The sequence below is a fragment of the Polaromonas sp. YR568 genome (assembly GCF_943369675.1).
Lineage (GTDB): Bacteria > Pseudomonadota > Gammaproteobacteria > Burkholderiales > Burkholderiaceae_C > Polaromonas.
Genome location: NZ_CALROB020000001.1, coordinates 170,886 through 188,251, shown reverse-complemented (window position 1 = coordinate 188,251; position 17,366 = coordinate 170,886). Strand labels below are relative to the sequence as shown.

Annotated in this window: 17 protein-coding genes and 2 tRNA genes; 7 read left to right on the top strand and 12 right to left on the bottom strand. The window is 63.3% G+C overall.

The genetic code is table 11. The features are described from left to right. Positions 1–2 precede the first annotated feature (2 nt). The 8 genes from ACLV8F_RS00885 to ACLV8F_RS00850 all read right to left on the bottom strand — a co-directional run bounded on the left by ACLV8F_RS00885 (position 3) and on the right by ACLV8F_RS00850 (position 7,664). Positions 3–734, bottom strand: a complete 732-nt coding sequence (locus ACLV8F_RS00885; protein ID WP_411882358.1) for an ABC transporter ATP-binding protein — start codon at positions 732–734, stop codon at positions 3–5. Continuing rightward, positions 734–1,483 (bottom strand): ABC transporter ATP-binding protein, encoded by a 750-nt coding sequence (locus tag ACLV8F_RS00880; protein ID WP_411882357.1) that lies wholly within the window; start codon positions 1,481–1,483, stop codon positions 734–736. Before ACLV8F_RS00880 ends, ACLV8F_RS00885 begins: the two co-directional genes overlap by 1 nt. Beyond that, on the bottom strand, positions 1,476–2,498 hold the full coding sequence (locus ACLV8F_RS00875; RefSeq protein ID WP_411882356.1) for a branched-chain amino acid ABC transporter permease: 1,023 nt from the start codon (positions 2,496–2,498) through the stop codon (positions 1,476–1,478). Before ACLV8F_RS00875 ends, ACLV8F_RS00880 begins: the two co-directional genes overlap by 8 nt. Beyond that, positions 2,495–3,358, bottom strand: a complete 864-nt coding sequence (locus tag ACLV8F_RS00870) for a branched-chain amino acid ABC transporter permease (RefSeq protein ID WP_411882355.1) — start codon at positions 3,356–3,358, stop codon at positions 2,495–2,497. Before ACLV8F_RS00870 ends, ACLV8F_RS00875 begins: the two co-directional genes overlap by 4 nt. A gap of 9 nt (positions 3,359–3,367) precedes the next feature. Next, on the bottom strand, positions 3,368–3,994 hold the full coding sequence (locus ACLV8F_RS00865; protein WP_411882354.1) for a LysE family translocator: 627 nt from the start codon (positions 3,992–3,994) through the stop codon (positions 3,368–3,370). A gap of 104 nt (positions 3,995–4,098) precedes the next feature. After that, positions 4,099–5,286: an ABC transporter substrate-binding protein gene (locus ACLV8F_RS00860; protein WP_411882353.1), complete on the bottom strand. Its 1,188-nt coding sequence runs from the start codon at positions 5,284–5,286 to the stop codon at positions 4,099–4,101. A 218-nt stretch (positions 5,287–5,504) separates the two neighbouring features. Beyond that, complete coding sequence (locus ACLV8F_RS00855) at positions 5,505–7,082, bottom strand: benzoate-CoA ligase family protein (protein WP_411882352.1); 1,578 nt, start codon at positions 7,080–7,082, stop codon at positions 5,505–5,507. Between the two features lie 90 nt (positions 7,083–7,172). Further along, positions 7,173–7,664, bottom strand: coding sequence for a flavodoxin domain-containing protein (locus tag ACLV8F_RS00850; protein WP_411882351.1), 492 nt, complete (start codon positions 7,662–7,664; stop codon positions 7,173–7,175). A 157-nt stretch (positions 7,665–7,821) separates the two neighbouring features. On the opposite strand from ACLV8F_RS00850, the gene ACLV8F_RS00845 reads away from it, so the two are divergent. From ACLV8F_RS00845 to boxB, 3 genes are all read left to right on the top strand, one after another. Continuing rightward, positions 7,822–8,718 (top strand): helix-turn-helix transcriptional regulator, encoded by an 897-nt coding sequence (locus tag ACLV8F_RS00845; RefSeq protein ID WP_411882350.1) that lies wholly within the window; start codon positions 7,822–7,824, stop codon positions 8,716–8,718. A gap of 22 nt (positions 8,719–8,740) precedes the next feature. Next, positions 8,741–10,435, top strand: coding sequence for a 2,3-epoxybenzoyl-CoA dihydrolase (boxC, locus tag ACLV8F_RS00840; protein WP_411882397.1), 1,695 nt, complete (start codon positions 8,741–8,743; stop codon positions 10,433–10,435). 148 nt (positions 10,436–10,583) lie between these two features. Continuing rightward, positions 10,584–12,008: a benzoyl-CoA 2,3-epoxidase subunit BoxB gene (boxB, locus tag ACLV8F_RS00835; protein ID WP_411882349.1), complete on the top strand. Its 1,425-nt coding sequence runs from the start codon at positions 10,584–10,586 to the stop codon at positions 12,006–12,008. An 11-nt stretch (positions 12,009–12,019) separates the two neighbouring features. On the opposite strand, the gene ACLV8F_RS00830 is transcribed toward boxB, so the two are convergent. Then, entirely contained in the window at positions 12,020–12,406 is a 387-nt protein-coding gene (locus ACLV8F_RS00830; RefSeq protein ID WP_411882348.1) for a DUF488 domain-containing protein, read from the bottom strand. 120 nt (positions 12,407–12,526) lie between these two features. Between ACLV8F_RS00830 and ACLV8F_RS00825 the strand changes: the two genes are divergently transcribed. From ACLV8F_RS00825 to ACLV8F_RS00815, 3 genes are all read left to right on the top strand, one after another. Continuing rightward, positions 12,527–12,603 (top strand) — tRNA-Pro (locus ACLV8F_RS00825). A gap of 160 nt (positions 12,604–12,763) precedes the next feature. Beyond that, positions 12,764–12,840, top strand: a tRNA-Arg gene (locus tag ACLV8F_RS00820). Positions 12,841–12,983: 143 nt separating this feature from the next. Then, the gene (locus ACLV8F_RS00815; protein ID WP_411882347.1) at positions 12,984–13,433 is read left to right on the top strand and encodes a response regulator; all 450 of its coding nucleotides are present in this window, start codon (positions 12,984–12,986) and stop codon (positions 13,431–13,433) included. Positions 13,434–13,465: 32 nt separating this feature from the next. On the opposite strand, the gene ACLV8F_RS00810 is transcribed toward ACLV8F_RS00815, so the two are convergent. Then, positions 13,466–14,170, bottom strand: a complete 705-nt coding sequence (locus tag ACLV8F_RS00810; RefSeq protein ID WP_411882346.1) for a glutathione binding-like protein — start codon at positions 14,168–14,170, stop codon at positions 13,466–13,468. Positions 14,171–14,226: 56 nt separating this feature from the next. Between ACLV8F_RS00810 and ACLV8F_RS00805 the strand changes: the two genes are divergently transcribed. Continuing rightward, the gene (locus ACLV8F_RS00805; RefSeq protein ID WP_411882345.1) at positions 14,227–14,913 is read left to right on the top strand and encodes a hypothetical protein; all 687 of its coding nucleotides are present in this window, start codon (positions 14,227–14,229) and stop codon (positions 14,911–14,913) included. A 19-nt stretch (positions 14,914–14,932) separates the two neighbouring features. Here the strand turns inward: ACLV8F_RS00805 and ACLV8F_RS00800 are convergent, their stop codons facing one another. Then, positions 14,933–16,192, bottom strand: a complete 1,260-nt coding sequence (locus ACLV8F_RS00800) for an acyl-CoA dehydrogenase family protein (RefSeq protein ID WP_411882344.1) — start codon at positions 16,190–16,192, stop codon at positions 14,933–14,935. A gap of 52 nt (positions 16,193–16,244) precedes the next feature. Further along, positions 16,245–17,336, bottom strand: coding sequence for a phosphotransferase family protein (locus tag ACLV8F_RS00795; RefSeq protein WP_411882343.1), 1,092 nt, complete (start codon positions 17,334–17,336; stop codon positions 16,245–16,247). Positions 17,337–17,366 lie beyond the last annotated feature (30 nt).

Here is a 17,366-nt window from a genome sequence, read left to right as displayed (position 1 = left end):
TACTAAACGCCCAGGTATTGCGCCAGCAGCTCAGGCTTGGCGTGCAGCTCGGCCGAGCTGCCCTCGAACACGACCTGGCCCTTGACCAGGATCACGTTGCGGTCGGTGATCTGGGTGACGTGCTTCCAGTTCTTGTCGACGATCACGCTGCTGATGCCGGTCTCGCGGATCAGGCCGCAGATGCGCCAGATGTCGCGCGCGATCAGCGGCGCCAGGCCTTCGGTGGCCTCGTCGAGGATCAGCACGTCCGGGTTGGTCATCAGCGCCCGGCCTATGGTCAGCATCTGCTGCTCGCCGCCCGAGAGCTGCTGGCCGCCGTGGCCCAGGCGTTCCTTCAGGCGCGGAAAGGTGTCGAGCACGCGGTCGTATGTCCAGTCGCGCTGGCCCCGGGTGCCGGCGCGCGCCGCCATCTTGAGGTTTTCCACCACGCTGAGGTTGCCGAAAATGCCGCGGCCTTCGGGCACGTAGGCGATGCCCTGGCGGGCGATCTCGTAGGGCGCAGCGCCCGTCATGGGCCTGCCGTTGATCGCAACCGAGCCCGAGCGCGGCTTGACCAGGCCCATGATGCTTTTGAGCAGCGTGCTCTTGCCCATGCCGTTGCGGCCCATGAGGCCTATCGTCTCGCCGCGCGCGACGTGGAAGTCGATGCCGCGCAGCACGTGGCTGGCGCCGTAATAGGTGTTGATGTCCTGCGCGCCTATCAGGATGTCGATCTGTTTCTCGGGGGCGTTCATCAGTGCTCCTCGCCTAAATACGCGGCCTGCACGCCCGCGTCGGCGCGTATCTGCGCGGGCGTTCCGCTGGCGATCACCTGGCCGTTGACCATCACGGTGAGCTTGTCGGCCAGTGTGAACACCGCGTCCATGTCGTGTTCGACCAGCAGGATGCCGTGGTTTTTCTTGATGGCCAGCAGCAACGCGACCATGCGCTCGGCCTCGGCCACGCCCATGCCGGCCAGCGGCTCGTCGAGCAGCAGCACCTGCGGCTCGGTGGCCAGCGTCATCGCGATTTCAAGCTGGCGCTGCTCGCCGTGGCTGATGGTGCCCGCGATGCTGTGCTTGCGGTTTTGCAGGCCGGCCAGTTCCAGCGCCTGTTCCGCGCGGGCGTTGACGGCCGCGAAGCTTGTCGCTCGCTTGAGCCAGTGCGCGGCATGCGGCGCGCGCGACTGCGAGGCCAGCCGCACGTTCTCCCAGACGCTGAAAGGCAAAAAGATATTGGTCTTCTGGTAGCTGCGGCCCAGGCCCTTGCCCGAGATCTTTTCGGGCGTCCAGCCGGTCACGTCGTGGCTGCCCAATGTCACGGTGCCTGAAGTGGGCAGCAGGTCGCCCGACAGCAGATTCGTCAAGGTGGACTTGCCGGCGCCGTTGGGGCCGATCACCGCGTGGATGTGGTTGCGCCAGAGGTCGACCGAGACGTCGTTGACGGCAGCCAGGCCACCAAATCGTTTGGTCAGGTTTTTTGCGGAGAGCAGCACTTCACTCATGGCCGGCCTCCGTCTTGTTTTTGCGCTGGGTGAATTTTTCGACCAGGCCCAGGATGCCGCGCGGCGCGAAGGTGACGAGCAGCACGATGAACAGGCCCATCCAGAGCTGCCAGTGTTTGCCCAGGTTGACGCTGCCGACCTGCGGCAGGTCCTTGAAGATATGCAGCAGGTATTCAAACGCGAAGGCGCCGACGATGGCGCCGGCAAAGTTGCCCATGCCGCCCAGGATCACCATCATGATGGCGTGCGCGCTCATGTGAAAGCCCATGAGTTCGGGGTTGATGTAGCCGGTCTGCGTGCCCCACAGGTAGCCGGCCAGGCCCGCGAGCGCGCCGGCCAGCGTGAAGGCCGACAGCTTGTAGCCGAAGCTGCCGAAGCCCATGGCGCGCATGCGGTGCTCGTTGACGCGGATGCCGGCAAGGGTGCGTCCGAAGGGGCTCCAGAGCAGGCGGCGCAAAAAGGCGTAGACCAGCAGCATCGCGCCCAGCGTGAAGTAATACAGCGTGACCTTGTTGTCCAGGTCGAAGGGCACCCAGCCGAAGATGGCCGCGCTGGGCTTGAAGTTGACGTAGAGGCCGTCGGAGCCGCCCAGGACTTTGTTGTCGAAGAAGAGATAGAACACCATCTGCGCAAACGCCATGGTGACCATGATGAAGTAGATGCCGTGCGTGCGCACCACAAAAAATCCGATGATGAGCGCGGCCAAGCCCGAGGCCAGTACCGCCACCGGCAGCGTCCACCACAGGCTCACGGGCGCGCCTGCGGGTGTCAGGAAGGCCAGCGCATAACCGGCCAGGCCGAAGTAGGCCGCGTGGCCCAGCGACACCAGGCCGGTCACGCCCAGCAGCAAGTCCAGGCTCATGGCAAAGATCGCCATGATCATCATGCGCGTGACCATCTGGGTGTAGAAGTCGGCGCCGACAAAAGGGAAGGCGACGAGCGCGACCAAGCCCAGGCCCAAGGCCACCTGCACGCCGCGCGGCAGGATTTCAAGATTTGCTTTTGCCGAGCTCATTGTTTAAACAAACCTTCTGGTTTCCAGAGCAGCACGGCCGCCATCAACATATACACCAGCATGCCCGCCATGGAAGGCAACAGCACCTTGCCGAAGGTATCGACCAGGCCGACCAGCAGCGCGGAAATCAGCGCGCCGCGCACCGAGCCTATGCCGCCAATCACCACCACCACAAAACACATGATGAGCACCTGCGAGCCCATGTTGGGGTAGACGCTGGCGACAGGCGCGGCGATCATGCCCGCCACGGCGGCCAGGCCCACGCCGAGTGCGAAGACCACGGCGTGGATCAGCTTGATGTTGATGCCCAGTGATTCGGCCATGTCGCGGTTGAAGGCGCCGGCGCGTATCTTCATGCCCAGGCGGGTGCGCGAGATCATCCAGTACAGGCCCAGCGCCAGCGCGATGCAGACGCCGGACATGAAGAGGCGGTAGACGGGGTAGGAGAGGTTGTCGGTCAACGGGATCGAGGCGCTCAGCAGGTCAGGAATCGTGACGCCGTGCACGTCGTCACCCCAGAGGATGGAGCGCAGCTCTTCAAAGATGTAGATCAGGCCGAAGGTCAGCAGCACCTGGTCCAGGTGGTCGCGTTTGTAGAAGTGGCGAAACAGCAGCCACTCCAGCGCCAGGCCGAAGATGATGGACAGCACCGCGCCCAGCAGGATGGCCAGCGTGAGGCTGCCCGTCAGCGTGCTGAGCGACCAGGCCAGGTAGGCGCCCAGCATGTAGAAACTGCCGTGGGCCAGGTTGACCACGCCCATGATGCCGAAGATCAGCGTGAGGCCGGCGGCCAGCATGAACAGCAACAGGCCGTACTGGACGCTGTTGAGCAGCTGGATGAGAACGTTGGCTAAATCCATAAATCAGGTTCAGGTGTGGCGGCGGGTGAACAAAAGAAGGCTGCCCATCAAAGTGAAGAGTCCACCGGAGACCCGGTTGAACCAGCGCACGGCGCGGCTGGAGCGCAGCAGCGGCGCGATGCGCGAGACACCGAGCGCGCAGCATGTGAGCACCGTGAACTCAAAGGCCATGAAGGTCAGGGCGAGGATGGCGAACTGCGGCACAAAGGGCGCGGCCGGGTTCAGGAACTGCGGGAAGAAGGCCGCGAAAAACAGCACGGCCTTGGGGTTGCTGGCGCCGACGAGGAAACCGCGCAGGAAGAAGGAGCGGCGTTGGGCCGGCGCTTCACCGGCCGCAGGATCAAAGACGGCCGCTTCGCTGCGAAAGGTCTTGATGCCCAGCCAGATCAAATACGCCGCGCCAATGACCTTGGCCACCGTGAACGCAGTCTCGGACGCCGCCAGCAGCGCACCCAGGCCCATGGCCGACAGCAGCATCACGCACAAAACCGCAGCCACGCTTCCGGCCACCGAGGTCATGGCCTTGCGCGGGCCGTGGTTGAGCGCATTCGTCATGCACATCAACATGGTGGGGCCCGGCGTGAGGATCAGCAAGGCGACCGCGGCGACGTAGAGAAGATAGGTAGTGAGCGTCATGGACGTGAAGATAGCATTTGCCAGAGGCCGGTCAGCATGGTCCGTGCCAGCTATTCAAAAAAATGGGAGGCCTGAAGACCTCCCATTGCGCCGGTCTGAAATGATCAGGCCATCTTGCAGCCGGCGCCGGAGTCTGCCAGGGCCTTGGCGGCAACGCCGATCACCTTGTTTTCCTTGTTCTCGACCACGCGCAGGTACATGTCCTGCACCGGGTTGTGCGACGGGCTCATGGTCCACTTGCCGCGCGGACTGTCGATGACGGCGCTTTCCATGGCTTTGTACAGGGCCGGTTTGCTGCTCAGGTCGCCCTTGACGGCGTTGGCGCCCTGGATCAGCAGCAGGCCGGTGTCGTAGCCCTGCACCGCGTAGACGTCGGGCTGCAGCCTGAAGGTCTTGGCGTAGCTCAGGCGGAACTGGCCGTTGCGCTGCGTCGGCAGCGAGTCGCTGTAGTGCATGGTGGTGATGATGCCGTTGGCGGCGGGGCCGGCCGCGTCGAGCACGCCTTCGGTCAGGAAGCCGGAGCCGTACAGCGGGATCTTGTCCTTCAGGCCCGCGGCCGCGTAGTCCTTGATGAACTTGGCGGCGCCGCCGCCGGCGAAGAAGCAGGCCACGGCGTCAGGCTTGAGCGCGGCGATTTCGGTCAGCAGGGCCTGGAACTCGACCTGCGGGAAAGGCAGGCCCAGTTCCTTGACGATGGTGCCGCCGGCTGCGGTGTAGCTTTCCTTGAAGCCTTCAAAGGCCTCGTCGCCTGCGGCGTATTTCCAGGTGATCCAGACGGCTTTCTTGTGGCCGCGGTCCACCATGGCCTTGCCCAAGGCCCGGGTCGGCTGCGAATTGCTGAAGGAGGTGCGGAACACGTTGGGTGCGCACAGGCTGCGCGTGGCGGCATGCACGCCGGCGTTGGGGATCAGGCTCAGCACGCCGGTGTCGCGCGCGACTTTCTGGATGCCCATCTGCACGCCCGAGTGCACCGTGCCGATCAGCACGTCGACCTTGTCGCGCTGCACCAGCTTGTTGGCGTTTTCAATGCCCTTGGACGGTTCGGACTCGTCGTCCACCTTGAAGTATTCGATTTCGCGGCCGCCCAGCTTGCCACCCTGTTCGTTGATTGCCATGCGGAAGCCGTTTTCGATGGCCACGCCGAGCTGCGCGAATGTGCCGGTATAGGGCAGCATGAAGCCCACACGCACCTTGGCGGACTGCGCACGCACGATTTCGGGCAGCAAAAGGCCGGTGGATGCGGCGCCGATCACGGCGGCGCTACGGGTCAATACAAGTCGGCGTGAAGTCATGGAATAGCTCCTGGTTGAGACTGAAGACAGTTAGACGAATAGTAAGCGTGCGTTGTGTGGGCGAGCCTAGTGTAAAACCCGAGATTGAGGATTAAATTGTTTACATCTAAAGCAATAGCTGTGCCCGGTTTGGGCCTGCCGGCAGGTTTTTTGGCGCTGAATTCCTGCCGCGCGGCGCGCATGGGCGTGTCGGTGGCGTTCCGTTTTCGTGTCCGGGTTCAACGCGGCTGCCGCAGCTTGAAGCGCTGGATCTTGCCGGTGGCCGTTTTGGGCAGCTCAGTGACGAACTCTATCCAGCGTGGGTATTTGTAAGGCGCAAGCTGCTGCTTCACATGGGCCTTGAGTTCGTCCATGGTGGCGCTCTGGCCGGCCTTGAACACCACATAGGCTTTGGGCTTGATGAGCTCGTCGGCATCGGCCAGGCCGATCACCGCCACTTCGAGCACCGTGGCATGCGTCATCAGGCAGGCTTCGACCTCAAAGGGCGAGACGTAGATGCCGCCGACCTTGAGCATGTCGTCGCTGCGCCCGCCGTAGGTGTAAAAACCGTCGGCGTCGCGGGTGTACTTGTCGCCGCTCTTGGTCCATTCGCCGGCGAAGGTGGCCTTGGTTTTGGCGCGGTTGTTCCAGTACATGATGGCGGCGCTGGGGCCGCTGATCTGCAGCTCGCCGATCTCGCCGTCGGCGCATTCGCGGCCGTCGTCGCCGATGATGCGCAGCGCATAACCCGGCACCGCCTGGCCGGTGGTGCCGTAGCGCACCTGGCCGGGCCGGTTGGACAAAAAGATGTGCAGCATCTCGGTGGAGCCTATGCCGTCGAGGATTTCGCAGCCGTAGTGCGCCGTCCACTTCTTGCCGATTTCGGCGGGAAGGGCTTCACCGGCGCTGGTGCAGACGCGCAGGCGCAGTTCGGACTTCGCCGGCCTGGCCGGGTCGGCCAGCAGGGCGGCGTACAGCGTGGGCACGCCGTAAAAAATCGTCGGCTGGTATTTCCTGAGCAGGGCGAAGACCTCGGCCGGCGCCGGGCGCGCGGGCAGCAGCACCGTGGTGGCGCCCACGCTCATCGGGAAAGTCAGCGCGTTGCCCAAGCCGTAGGCAAAAAACAGCTTGGCGGCTGAATACACCACGTCGGACTCGCGTATGCCCAGCACGCCGCGGCCATAGAGTTCGGCCGTCTGGATGAGGTGGCTGTGCAGGTGCACCGTGCCTTTGGGCGCGCCGGTGGAGCCGCTGGAATACAGCCAGAAGCAGGCGTCGTCGGCGCAGGTGGCCGCGACGTTTGGGGTGGTCGGCGATGCACGCAGCAGGGCGGCGAGGGTGGTGTGCCCCGCGGACTCTTCAACACCCGCGACGATGAGCGATTTGAGCGTGTCTATCTTGCCCAGCAGCGGCTCAAAGGTCGGCAGCAGGGCGCTTGAAACGACCAGGCCCTGGGCGCGCGAATCGCGCAGCATGAATTCGAAGTCCTGCGTGGTCAGCAGGGTGTTGGCCGCCACGGGCACCACACCCGCCAGGATGCAGCCCAGGAAGGCGACAGGCCACTGCGGCGTGTCCAGCACGGCCAGCAGCACGCGGCTTTCGGGCGCGAAGCCCTGGGCGCGCAGGGCGTTGGCAAAGCGGTGGGATTGTTCGGCGAGTTCGCCGTAAGTCAGCTGCTCACCGCTCAGCGCATCCATGAACGCGACCTTGCCGGCGCGCGATGCGTTGCGCTGCAGCAGGTCGTGCGCGGCGTTGTAGTCGCGCGGGATGGTCACCAGGGGCGGGCTTGCCGAGTGGTCTGCGCTGCTTGCTTGCATGCTTGTCTCCAGATTGCTATTGTTTTTGGTAGCTGCTTGCGCACGCTCATCAAGCGCTACGGGGGTCGGGGTCTTCTAACTTCTAACGCCTCAGGCGGTGGCGGAGTTCGCTCCCAGTGTCTGCAAGGCATGGGTGAGCCACTGGCGGCACCACTCGGTGCCTTCCGTTTCCGGCATGGTGCCGCTGCTCGCGTCGTGGCACCAGACTTCGCCGATGCGCTGTGCGCCCAGGTCCTGCAGGCGCTCGTCGAATTTTTTGCCGCCGAAGCAGAAGGTCTGCATATAAGTGCGGTCGCCCAGCGCGATGACGCCGTAGCGCACATGGCCGAGGAATTGGGGGTTGGCGCCCAGCGACTCATACAGGGCGCGGGCATTGTCGGGCACGTCGCCCGAGCCGTAGGTGGAGCTGCAGATGAGATAAAGTGCATCTTCCGCCTTGGCGGCGTCGAAAACGCTGATGTCCAGCTTGTCCATCAGTTCGATCTCAATGTCGCTCACCAGGTCGGCGCAGTCCATCTGGATTGCCTGCGCCACATAGTCGGCGGTGCTGGTCATGGTGCCTACAAGGATTCTGAGTTTCATATGTGTTCCGATCATCCTGAACGTGTCGAAGGGCGGATAAAGATGCAATAAACTGCTTGACATCGATTTAACCTGAAGTATACTGCAATTTATCGAAAACGCAACCGCCAAACCCCGCTTCACCGGACTTTTTTGACACAGGTGCTTCTTGGAAATCATGTCTGAACAGGAATCGAAAGCCACGCTCAGTGAACTGGGCGCACGTGTTCGCGCCTGGCGTGCCCGCCGCGGCATGACGCGCAAGCAGCTGGCTTCCGATTCGGGCCTGAGCGAACGCTTCCTGGCCGACGTGGAAAGCGGCAAGGGCAACGTCTCCATCAACTCCCTGGAAGCCGCGGCCCGCGCGCTCAACATCTCCATTCTTGAACTGTTGCAGGACGCCCCGCGCCCGGCACTGGCGCGCGTGCAGGGTTTGCTGGCGCGGCTGGACGACACCCAGCTGGACCAGGCCTACGGCATGCTGGGCAGCAGCTTCGGCCTCAACGACTCCCAGGGCCGTGAGCGGCGCATTGCGCTGATAGGCCTGCGCGGCGCCGGCAAGTCCACCTTGGGCAGCCAGCTGGCGGCCGAGCGCGGCGTGCCTTTTATCGAGCTGGACCGCGAGATTGAACGCGAGGCCGGCACCAGCATGAACGAAATTTTGCTGCTGCACGGGCAGGCCGGTTACCGGCGCTACGAGCGGCGTGCGCTGTTCCGCATTGCCGAGGACCACCCGGCCGGCGTGGTCATGACCACGGGCGGCAGCATCGTGAGCGAGCGCGAGACTTTCGACCTGCTGCAGAGCCGCTTTTACTGCGTGTGGCTCAAGGCCAGCCCGGAAGAGCACATGGCCCGCGTGGTGGCGCAGGGCGACATGCGGCCTTTTGACGCGACGCGCGGCGCGACCAGCGAGGCCATGGACGACCTGCGCCGCATCCTTTCCAGTCGCGAGGCGCTGTATGCCCGCGCCGACGCCGTGGTGGATACCGCCGCGCGCACACTGAAACAAAGCCTGAAAGACCTGGAACGCGCCGTTCCCAAAACAACCGTCCGCGAACAAGCCGAACGGACCTAACCGGAGACACCCCATGAACGCCATGACAGAACCGCTTTTATTCAAACAGGTCATCGAGGGCCAGGAGCGCGAGCTCGTGAGTTTCTCCACCCACCCCAGCAAATACCAGCACTGGACGCTGAGTGTGGAGGGCGACGTTGCACGCCTGAAGCTCGACATCAACGAAGACGGCGGCATCAAGCCCGGCTACAAGCTCAAGCTCAACAGCTACGACCTGGGCGTGGACATCGAACTGCACGACGCCATCAACCGCGTGCGCTTCGAGCACCCGGCCGTCAAGGTGGTGGTGTTCGAGTCGGGCAAGGAAAAGATCTGGTGCTCGGGCGCCAACATCTACATGCTCGGCCTGTCCACCCACGGCTGGAAGGTCAACTTCTGCAAGTTCACGAATGAAACCCGCAACGGCCTGGAAGATTCTTCGCGCCATGACGGCCTGAAGGCGATTGCCTCGGTGACGGGCGCCTGCGCCGGCGGCGGCTACGAGCTGGCCCTGGCCTGCGACCGCATCATCATGGTGGACGACCGTTCTTCCACCGTCAGCCTGCCCGAAGTGCCCTTGCTGGGCGTGCTGCCCGGCACAGGCGGCCTGACCCGCGTGACCGACAAGCGCAAGGTGCGCCGCGACCTGGCCGACATTTTCTGCACGACCTCCGAAGGCGTGCGCGCCGACCGCGCCAAGGACTGGAAACTGATCGACGCCCATGCCAAACCGCAGCAGTTCGGTGACTTGCTGGCCGGAGAAATTGACGCGCTGCGCGCCAAGTCCACACGGGCCGCGGGCAGCAAAGGGATTGAACTGACGCCGCTCAAGGCGCTGATCGACGACGCCGGCTACCACTACAGCGTGGTCGACGCGCAGGTGGACCGCGAAAAGCGCATCGCCACGATCACCATCAAGGCTCCGGTGGCAGCCATTGAAGCCACACCCGAAGCGATTGAAGCGGCCGGCGCCAACTGGTACCCGCTCAAGCTGCAGCGTGAACTCGATGACGCCATCCTGAACCTGCGCACCAACGAGCTGGAAACCGGCACCTGGGTCATCAAGACCACCGGCGATGCCGGCCAGGTGATCCGGATGGACGAAACGCTGGCCAAACTGAAGGACCACTGGCTGGTGAAAGAAACCACGGGCGCGCTGCGCCGCACGCTGGCACGGCTGGACGTCACCAGCCGCTCGCTGATCGCGCTGGTCGATGCGGGCTCCTGCTTTGCCGGCACCTTCTACGAACTGGCCCTGGCCTGCGACCGCATCTACATGCTCGATTTGCCCGATGCCCCCGACAGCGCGCCGGCGCTGCAACTGAGCCCGGCCAACTTCGGCTGGTTCCCGGCCGTCAACGGCCTCACGCGCCTGCAGACGCGTTTTTGCGAAGACGAAACCACGATTTCCCAGTTGCAAAAACTCGGCGACAGCCCGCTGCGCGCCGACCAGGCGCTGGCGCTGGGCCTGGTCACTTTGACGCCCGACGACATCGACTGGGAAGATGAGATCCGCATCATGCTTGAAGAGCGCGCTTCGCTATCGCCCGACGCCATGACCGGCATGGAGGCCTCGCTGCGCTTCCCGGGCAAGGAGACCATGGAGACGCGTGTGTTCGGCCGCCTCTCGGCCTGGCAGAACTGGATATTCATTCGGCCGAATGCGGTGGGTGAGGACGGTGCGCTCAAGCTCTTCGGAACCGGCAAAAAAGCCAAGTTCGACTGGAAACGCATTTAATTTTTTCTTCCTCCCTCTCCCTCTGGGAGAGGGCAGGGGTGAGGGCTCCCCGCGCCCGCTTTTTAGCGCCGTCGGCCCTCACCCTAACCCTCTCCCAGGGGGAGAGGGAACAAGACACCGAGTTACCTGGATTTTCAAGGACCTGATCATGAGCACCATAGACCTCCAAGCCCTCATCCCCAACAACGTCCACCTTGGCGAAAACCGCCAGCTCCAGCGCGCGCTGGAGCACTGGCAGCCGGCCTTCCTGAACTGGTGGGACGAGATGGGCCCCAGCGATTTCAAGGCCAAGGAAGTCTATTTGCGCACCGCCGTGGGCGTGGACGCTTCGGGTTGGGCCAGCTACGGTTACACGCCGATGCCGGACTATCGCTGGGGCATCTTCCTGGCCGACAAGGAAGAGGGCCGCAAGATCGGCTTTGGCGACCACATGGGTGAAGAAGTCTGGCAGGAAGTGCCTGGGGAATACCGCTCCACCTTTCGCCGCCTGATCGTCACGCAGGGCGACACCGAGCCGGCTTCCGTCGAGCAGCAGCGCCTGCTGGGCCACACCGCGCCTTCGCTGTACGACTTGCGCAACCTGTTCCAGGTCAATGTGGAAGAAGGCCGTCACTTGTGGGCCATGGTGTATTTGCTGCACGCGCATTTCGGCCGCGACGGCCGTGAGGAAGCCGAAGAGCTCTTGATGCGCCACAGCGGTGACGCCGACAAGCCGCGCATCCTGGGCACCTTCAACGAGCCCATGGACAACTGGCTGAGCTTCTTCATGTTCACCTATTTCACCGACCGGGACGGCAAGTTCCAGCTCAAGTCATTCGCGGAATCCGCTTTCGATCCGCTGGCGCGCACCACGCGTTTCATGCTGACCGAAGAGGCCCACCACATGTTTGTGGGTGAAACCGGCGTGGGCCGCGTCATCAAGCGCACGCTGGAAGTGATGAAGGAGCTGGACACCGACGACGTCGCCACCTTGCGCAAGGCCGGCGTGATCGACCTGCCTACCGTCCAGAAATTCATGAACTTCTGGTTCACTTCCTCGCTGGACCTGTTCGGCTCGGAAGCCTCGTCGAACGCGGCCAACTACTTCAGCAACGGCATCAAGGGCCGGCCGGACGAAGCCAAGTTCACCGACCACGTGGAACTCGAAACCGAGATGAGCATCGTGGTGCCGAACGGGCAGGGCGGCATCAAGAATGAAACGATTTCGACCCGCAACGGCATGAATGAAATCACGCGCCTCGAATACGTCAAGGATTGCAATGTCGGCGTGACGCGCTGGAACATGGGCATCAAGCGCGCCGGTGTGGATTTCGAGCTGACCTTGCCGTCCATCCGTTTTCGCCGCGCGGTCGGCGCCTGGGCCGGCAACTTCACCGACCCGCTGGGCAACCCGATCAGCGCCGCCGATTTCGAGGCGAAAAAAGACCAGTGGCTGCCCACGCCGGCCGACACAGCCTTTGTCAAAAGCCTGATGAATAAGGTCACTGAACCCGGCAAGATGGCGGCGTGGATCGCGCCGCCGGATCGCGGCATCAATGCCAATCCGCTCGAATACGAGTACGTCAAGCTGTAACGGGCTTCGGGCTACTCAAGGAGCGCGCCGCGCTCTTTGAGCAGGTCCCGCAGCAGTGAACGATGGCAGCGCGCTTCGTTCTCGCAGTAGCAGCCCATCGCGAAGTTCGTGTTGTGCGACAGGGCCGCGAGCACGTCGAGATTGCGGCTGGCGTCCGCTTCATTCATCTCGGCGCGGTACTGTTTGCTGAAGGCGGCCCAGTCCCTGTCGGATTCCGCCGCTTGCCCCAGCTTCATGGTCTCCGTGCTCGGCGCGAGGTTGGGATACCACACGTCATACCAGTCCTGCGAGGCGAACTCGGTTTTCGGCACGCCGCGCGGCGGCCTGCGCACCGTGCCTATGCGCAAGCCTTCGTTGGCACTGCGCGCGGTCCCCAGTCTCACGATCCTGATCGCCATGGCCGTCTCCTTGTTGGCGGGTGATTTTGGCAGGCTTTGGGTGATTGCCGTCCCCGTGGTACAGAAAGTTGGGCTTCACCTGAAAAGTGCGCCAGGTTCGGGCTATAATATTTGACTAGTCGGAGTGTGGCGCAGTCTGGTAGCGCACCTGGTTTGGGACCAGGGGGTCCAAGGTTCGAATCCTTGTACTCCGACCACAATTTCCCCCCAAAAAGCCCACGCAAGTGGGCTTTTTCATGTCTGCCTTGTACGGCTGTGCCGGGCGATGGATACGCTGTATCGGCGAGGTATGATGCGCGACGAACTGGAAACGGCGGGCGCCAACACGGCTTCGCCCCGGTTTTTAGATACAAGAGACTGCCCGTAGCTCAGTCGGATAGAGCATCAGCCTTCTAAGCTGAGGGTCGGGGGTTCGATCCCCTCCGGGCAGGCCAAGTCAGCCGCGTCGAGCCACGCGCGCCCATACACCAGCGAACTTTGCTTACACGGCCACTCAGGGGCCGCGGTCTATATTGGTTGCTTAGGCCACGCGTCAATCACGCGTCTAAGGCCAAAAAGACCAAGGAGGCAAACAAAAATGCCCAGACCCACCCTGCTGCTGGTAGAGGACAACCCCGATCATGTGGAACTCACTACGGTGACGCTGCAGGAAAACGGCGCGGACCACGAAATCATCGTCGCCCGGAACGGCACCGAAGCCCTTGATTACCTTTTCTGCGAAGGCGCTTACAGTGGCCGTCCGCACGACCAGCCGCCCGAGCTGGTCATGCTGGACCTGGACCTACCCGGCATCAGCGGGCTGGAAGTCATGCAGCGCATGCGGGGCGACCCGCGCACCTTTTTTGTTCCCGTCGTCATGTTGACTTCCTCGCCGGAAAGCTCAAAGGCCGTGATGGCCTTCAAGGGCGGGCTCAACAGCTACGTGCGCAAACCGCTGCACTACCGGGATTTTGAGGAAAAGCTGGAGCAGGTGCGCGAATACTGGCGCACGTCCAACTTTGCGCCCCTGGTGAACCTGGGGCTCTGAATCGTCAGCCGGCCGGCTCGCAGTCCGCCGGCTCAGCGCTTTTCGTATTGCGTCTTGCCGAACAGCACTTCGCGTGCCTTGTCGTCGGTGATGGGTTTGCGCAGGTCGGCCAGCACCTTGACGCCGCGTTGCACGGCGGGGCGTTCGCTGATCAGGTCGAACCATTTTTTGAGATGCGGGTAGTCAGCCCAGTCTATGCCGTGGTTTTGCCAGTTGCGCAGCCAGGGGAAGATGGCGATGTCGGCGATGCTGTATTCGTCGCAAGCGATGAATTTGCTGCCCGCCAGCTGCTTGTTCATCACACCGTAGAGCCGCTTTGTCTCGTTGGTGTAGCGGTTGATGGCGTAATCGATTTTCTCCGGCGCGTACTGGCGGAAATGGTGAGTCTGCCCGATCATGGGGCCGACGCCGCCCATCTGGAACATCAGCCACTGCAGCACCTGGAACTTGAGGCGGTCGGTTTTCGGCAGGAACTTGCCGGTCTTCGCGGCCAGGTAAAGCAGGATGGCGCCGGACTCGAACACTGAGATCGGCTTGCCGTCCGGGCCCACCGGGTCGACCAGGGCCGGGATCTTGTTGTTCGGGCTGATGGTGAGGAATTCGGGCTTGAACTGGTCGCCGGTGCCGATGTTGACGGGAGTGGCCTGCCAGTCGCGGCCCAGGCTCAGGCCGCATTCTTCGAGCATGATGTGGACTTTGTGGCCGTTGGGCGTGGGCCATGAGTAAACGTTGATCATTGGGACTTCCTTGATTACTATGATGTTTGCTGCACTTTAAGAGAAAAGCAAAAACCATGTTCGAGCGCTTGAAGAAAGTCTTTGGTAGTGACAAGCCGGATGCCGGTGATTCCGCCGCATCCGACGAAGCGGTGTCCGAGTGGGCGGGAACCCGTGGTTTTTCCTTCACCGGCATGGGGAAGGGCAAGGGCTTTGCGCTCAAAGGCAGCGTAGGCAACAAGCCCTGGAAGATGGAGCGGTCCAGTCCCTCGCGCGACTACATACACGGCGAAGAGCTGCGCGCCCGGGGCGAGATCAAGGTCAATGACGACGTCACGGTCCTTGTCATGAACCGGGCCCTGAAGGACGCACTGGAGAAAAAGGCCTACCAGGCCTACACCGACACCCTGCAGACCACCGCCGACCACAACATGCCGGAAGAAGTGCGCTGGCTGGCCATGTATCCCGAGGTCGGCTGGGAAAGCCTGCCCAAGCCTTTCTGGCAACGCTACGCGGTAATGGCCGACCATCGCTCCCACGCACTGGCCTGGCTGGACCCGCACCTGGTCGAGTTGATGATGTCCTGGCCCGAGCCTTCACCCGACGCACAAGTGCCTTTTATCCTGATGGTTCTGCGCGGCAAAGCCTATTTGCGCATGCAGTACACCCCGGCCGACATGCCCACGCTGGAGCATGCCGCGCTGATCTTCACCACGGCCTGCGAATCGGCGATTGCCGGCCTCTCCAACGACATCACGCTGTAAGAGGCGGCTGCTCCGTGCTTTAACTGCCGCGTGTAACCGGCATCTCCACCTCGCCGGGCATCAGCAGGTGTTTGGCCAGCTCCAGCTTGGCCAGCGAAGCGCGGTGCACCTCGTCCGGGCCGTCGGCCAGGCGCAGGGTGCGCTGGCTGGCATAGGCGTAAGCCAGCGGGAAATCGTCCGACACGCCACCGCCGCCGTGCGCCTGGATGGCCCAGTCGATGATCTGGCAGGCCATGTTGGGCGCCACCACCTTGATCATTGCGATCTCGGCCTTGGCGACCTTGTTGCCCACGGTGTCCATCATGTAGGCGGCCTTGAGCGTCAGCAGGCGGGCCTGCTCGATCATGCAGCGGGCCTCGGCAATGCGTTCGTGCCAGACCGACTGGCTGGCGATCGGCTTGCCGAAGGCGACGCGTGTGTTCAGGCGCTTGCACATCAACTCGAGCGCGCGTTCAGCAATGCCTATGCTGCGCATGCAGTGGTGGATGCGTCCGGGGCCAAGGCGGCCCTGGGCGATTTCAAAGCCGCGGCCTTCACCCAGAAGCAGGTTGCCAACCGGCACGCGCACATTGGTCAGGCGCACTTCCATGTGGCCGTGCGGGGCGTCGTCGTAGCCGAACACTGTCAGCGGGCGCAGCACTTCGATGCCGGGCGCGTTGGCGGGCACCAGGATCATCGATTGCTGCTCGTGGCGGCCGGCGTCGGGGTTGGTCTTGCCCATGACGATGTAGACGGCGCAGCGCGGGTCGCCCGCGCCGGACGACCACCACTTCAGGCCGTTGAGCACATAGTCGTCGCCGTCGCGTTCAATGCGGCACTGGATGTTGGTGGCGTCGGACGAGGCGACCTCGGGCTCGGTCATCAAAAAGGCTGAGCGGATCTCGCCCTTGAGCAGCGGGTCCAGCCACTGGTCCTTGTTGGCTTCGGAACCGTAGCGGGCGATGGTTTCCATGTTGCCGGTGTCGGGCGCCGAGCAATTGAAGACCTCGGCCGCAAAAGGCACGCGGCCCATGATTTCGCACAGCGGCGCGTATTCGAGGTTGGACAGGCCTTCCGGAGCGCGCGGCGAGTGCGGCAGGAACAGGTTCCACAAGCCGGCGGCGCGGGCCTTGGGCTTGAGCTCCTCGACCAGCGTGGTCGGGACCCAGGCATTGCCCTTGGCGCGGTTCTCCGCGATTTCGCGGAAGAAGCGGGCCTCGTTGGGGTAAACATGCTCGTCCATGAACTTGAGCAGGCGGGCCCGCAGTTCCTGTACTTTGGGGGTGTAGTTGAAGTCCATGAAATCTCCAGAAAAGGGGGTGAGGCGATGTTGTTGTACGGGTGGGCGGCTGTCAGCCCTGGCTTTTGAGGGCAAAGCCCCAGGCCATTTTGGCCAGCAGCGGCGCGCCGGCGGCTGAGCTCACGGCCTGGGCGCTGGAGGCGGTTCCAGCTTCGACCCGCTTGGCAATGCCCTGCAGGATGGCCGCGATGCGAAACAGGTTGTAGGCCATGTAGAAGTTCCAGTCGGCCTTGAGCGCTTCGGGCGTGGTGAGGCCGGTGCGCTCGCAGTAGCGGCGTATGTAGTCGGATTCGGTCGGAATGCCCAGGCTTTCGACGTCCAGCCCGCCTATGCCGCGGAAAGCGCCCGGCGGGATGTGCCAGGCCATGCAGTGGTAGCTGAAATCGGCCAGCGGATGGCCTAATGTGGACAGCTCCCAGTCGAGCACGGCCAGCACGCGCGGTTCGGTGGCGTGGAACAGCAGGTTGTCCAGGCGAAAGTCGCCGTGCACGATGGACACCATGCTTTCATCGCGCGCGCTGGCCGGGATGTTGGCCGGCAGCCATTGCATCAGGCTGTCCATCTCGGCGATGGGCTGGGTAATCGACGCGGCGTATTGCTTGCTCCAGCGGCCGATCTGGCGCTCAAAGTAGTTGCCGGGCTTGCCGTAGTCGGCCAGGCCTCGTTCGGCGAACTTCACCTTGTGCAGGGCGGCGACAACGCGGTTCATCTCGTCGTAGATCTCGCCGCGCTGGGTTTGGCTCATGCCGGGCAGGGACTGGTCCCAGAGCACGCGGCCCTCGACGAACTCCATAACGTAGAAAGCGCGGCCGATCACGGACTCGTCCTCGCAGAGGCAATACATCTTGGGCACCGGCACGTCGGTGCCCTGCAGTCCTTGCATCACCTTGAATTCGCGCTCCACCGCATGGGCCGACGGCAGCAGCTTGGCCACCGGGCCAGGCTTGGCGCGCATCACGTAAGAGGCACTCGGCGTGATCAGCTTGTAGGTCGGGTTGGACTGGCCGCCCTTGAAGATCTCCGCCGTCAGCGGGCCTTTGAACCCGGGCAGGTGGCTGTCCAGGTAGGCGGTTAGGGCGGCGATGTCAAACGCGTGGGCGCCGGACACGGCCCGCGTGCCTACAAAGTGATCGAAGTTGCTCATGCTCAAACGTGTTGTCTCTGTCTGTTTTTG

Bases quoted from the DNA above. Each gene is read 5' to 3' on its own strand.
- ACLV8F_RS00885 (WP_411882358.1), bottom strand. From the start codon at position 734: ATGAACGCCCCCGAGAAACAGATCGACATCCTGATAGGCGCGCAGGAC.
- ACLV8F_RS00880 (WP_411882357.1), bottom strand. From the start codon at position 1,483: ATGAGTGAAGTGCTGCTCTCCGCAAAAAACCTGACCAAACGATTTGGT.
- ACLV8F_RS00875 (WP_411882356.1), bottom strand. From the start codon at position 2,498: ATGAGCTCGGCAAAAGCAAATCTTGAAATCCTGCCGCGCGGCGTGCAG.
- ACLV8F_RS00870 (WP_411882355.1), bottom strand. From the start codon at position 3,358: ATGGATTTAGCCAACGTTCTCATCCAGCTGCTCAACAGCGTCCAGTAC.
- ACLV8F_RS00865 (WP_411882354.1), bottom strand. From the start codon at position 3,994: ATGACGCTCACTACCTATCTTCTCTACGTCGCCGCGGTCGCCTTGCTG.
- ACLV8F_RS00860 (WP_411882353.1), bottom strand. From the start codon at position 5,286: ATGACTTCACGCCGACTTGTATTGACCCGTAGCGCCGCCGTGATCGGC.
- ACLV8F_RS00855 (WP_411882352.1), bottom strand. From the start codon at position 7,082: ATGCAAGCAAGCAGCGCAGACCACTCGGCAAGCCCGCCCCTGGTGACC.
- ACLV8F_RS00850 (WP_411882351.1), bottom strand. From the start codon at position 7,664: ATGAAACTCAGAATCCTTGTAGGCACCATGACCAGCACCGCCGACTAT.
- ACLV8F_RS00845 (WP_411882350.1), top strand. From the start codon at position 7,822: ATGTCTGAACAGGAATCGAAAGCCACGCTCAGTGAACTGGGCGCACGT.
- boxC (WP_411882397.1), top strand. From the start codon at position 8,741: ATGACAGAACCGCTTTTATTCAAACAGGTCATCGAGGGCCAGGAGCGC.
- boxB (WP_411882349.1), top strand. From the start codon at position 10,584: ATGAGCACCATAGACCTCCAAGCCCTCATCCCCAACAACGTCCACCTT.
- ACLV8F_RS00830 (WP_411882348.1), bottom strand. From the start codon at position 12,406: ATGGCGATCAGGATCGTGAGACTGGGGACCGCGCGCAGTGCCAACGAA.
- ACLV8F_RS00815 (WP_411882347.1), top strand. From the start codon at position 12,984: ATGCCCAGACCCACCCTGCTGCTGGTAGAGGACAACCCCGATCATGTG.
- ACLV8F_RS00810 (WP_411882346.1), bottom strand. From the start codon at position 14,170: ATGATCAACGTTTACTCATGGCCCACGCCCAACGGCCACAAAGTCCAC.
- ACLV8F_RS00805 (WP_411882345.1), top strand. From the start codon at position 14,227: ATGTTCGAGCGCTTGAAGAAAGTCTTTGGTAGTGACAAGCCGGATGCC.
- ACLV8F_RS00800 (WP_411882344.1), bottom strand. From the start codon at position 16,192: ATGGACTTCAACTACACCCCCAAAGTACAGGAACTGCGGGCCCGCCTG.
- ACLV8F_RS00795 (WP_411882343.1), bottom strand. From the start codon at position 17,336: ATGAGCAACTTCGATCACTTTGTAGGCACGCGGGCCGTGTCCGGCGCC.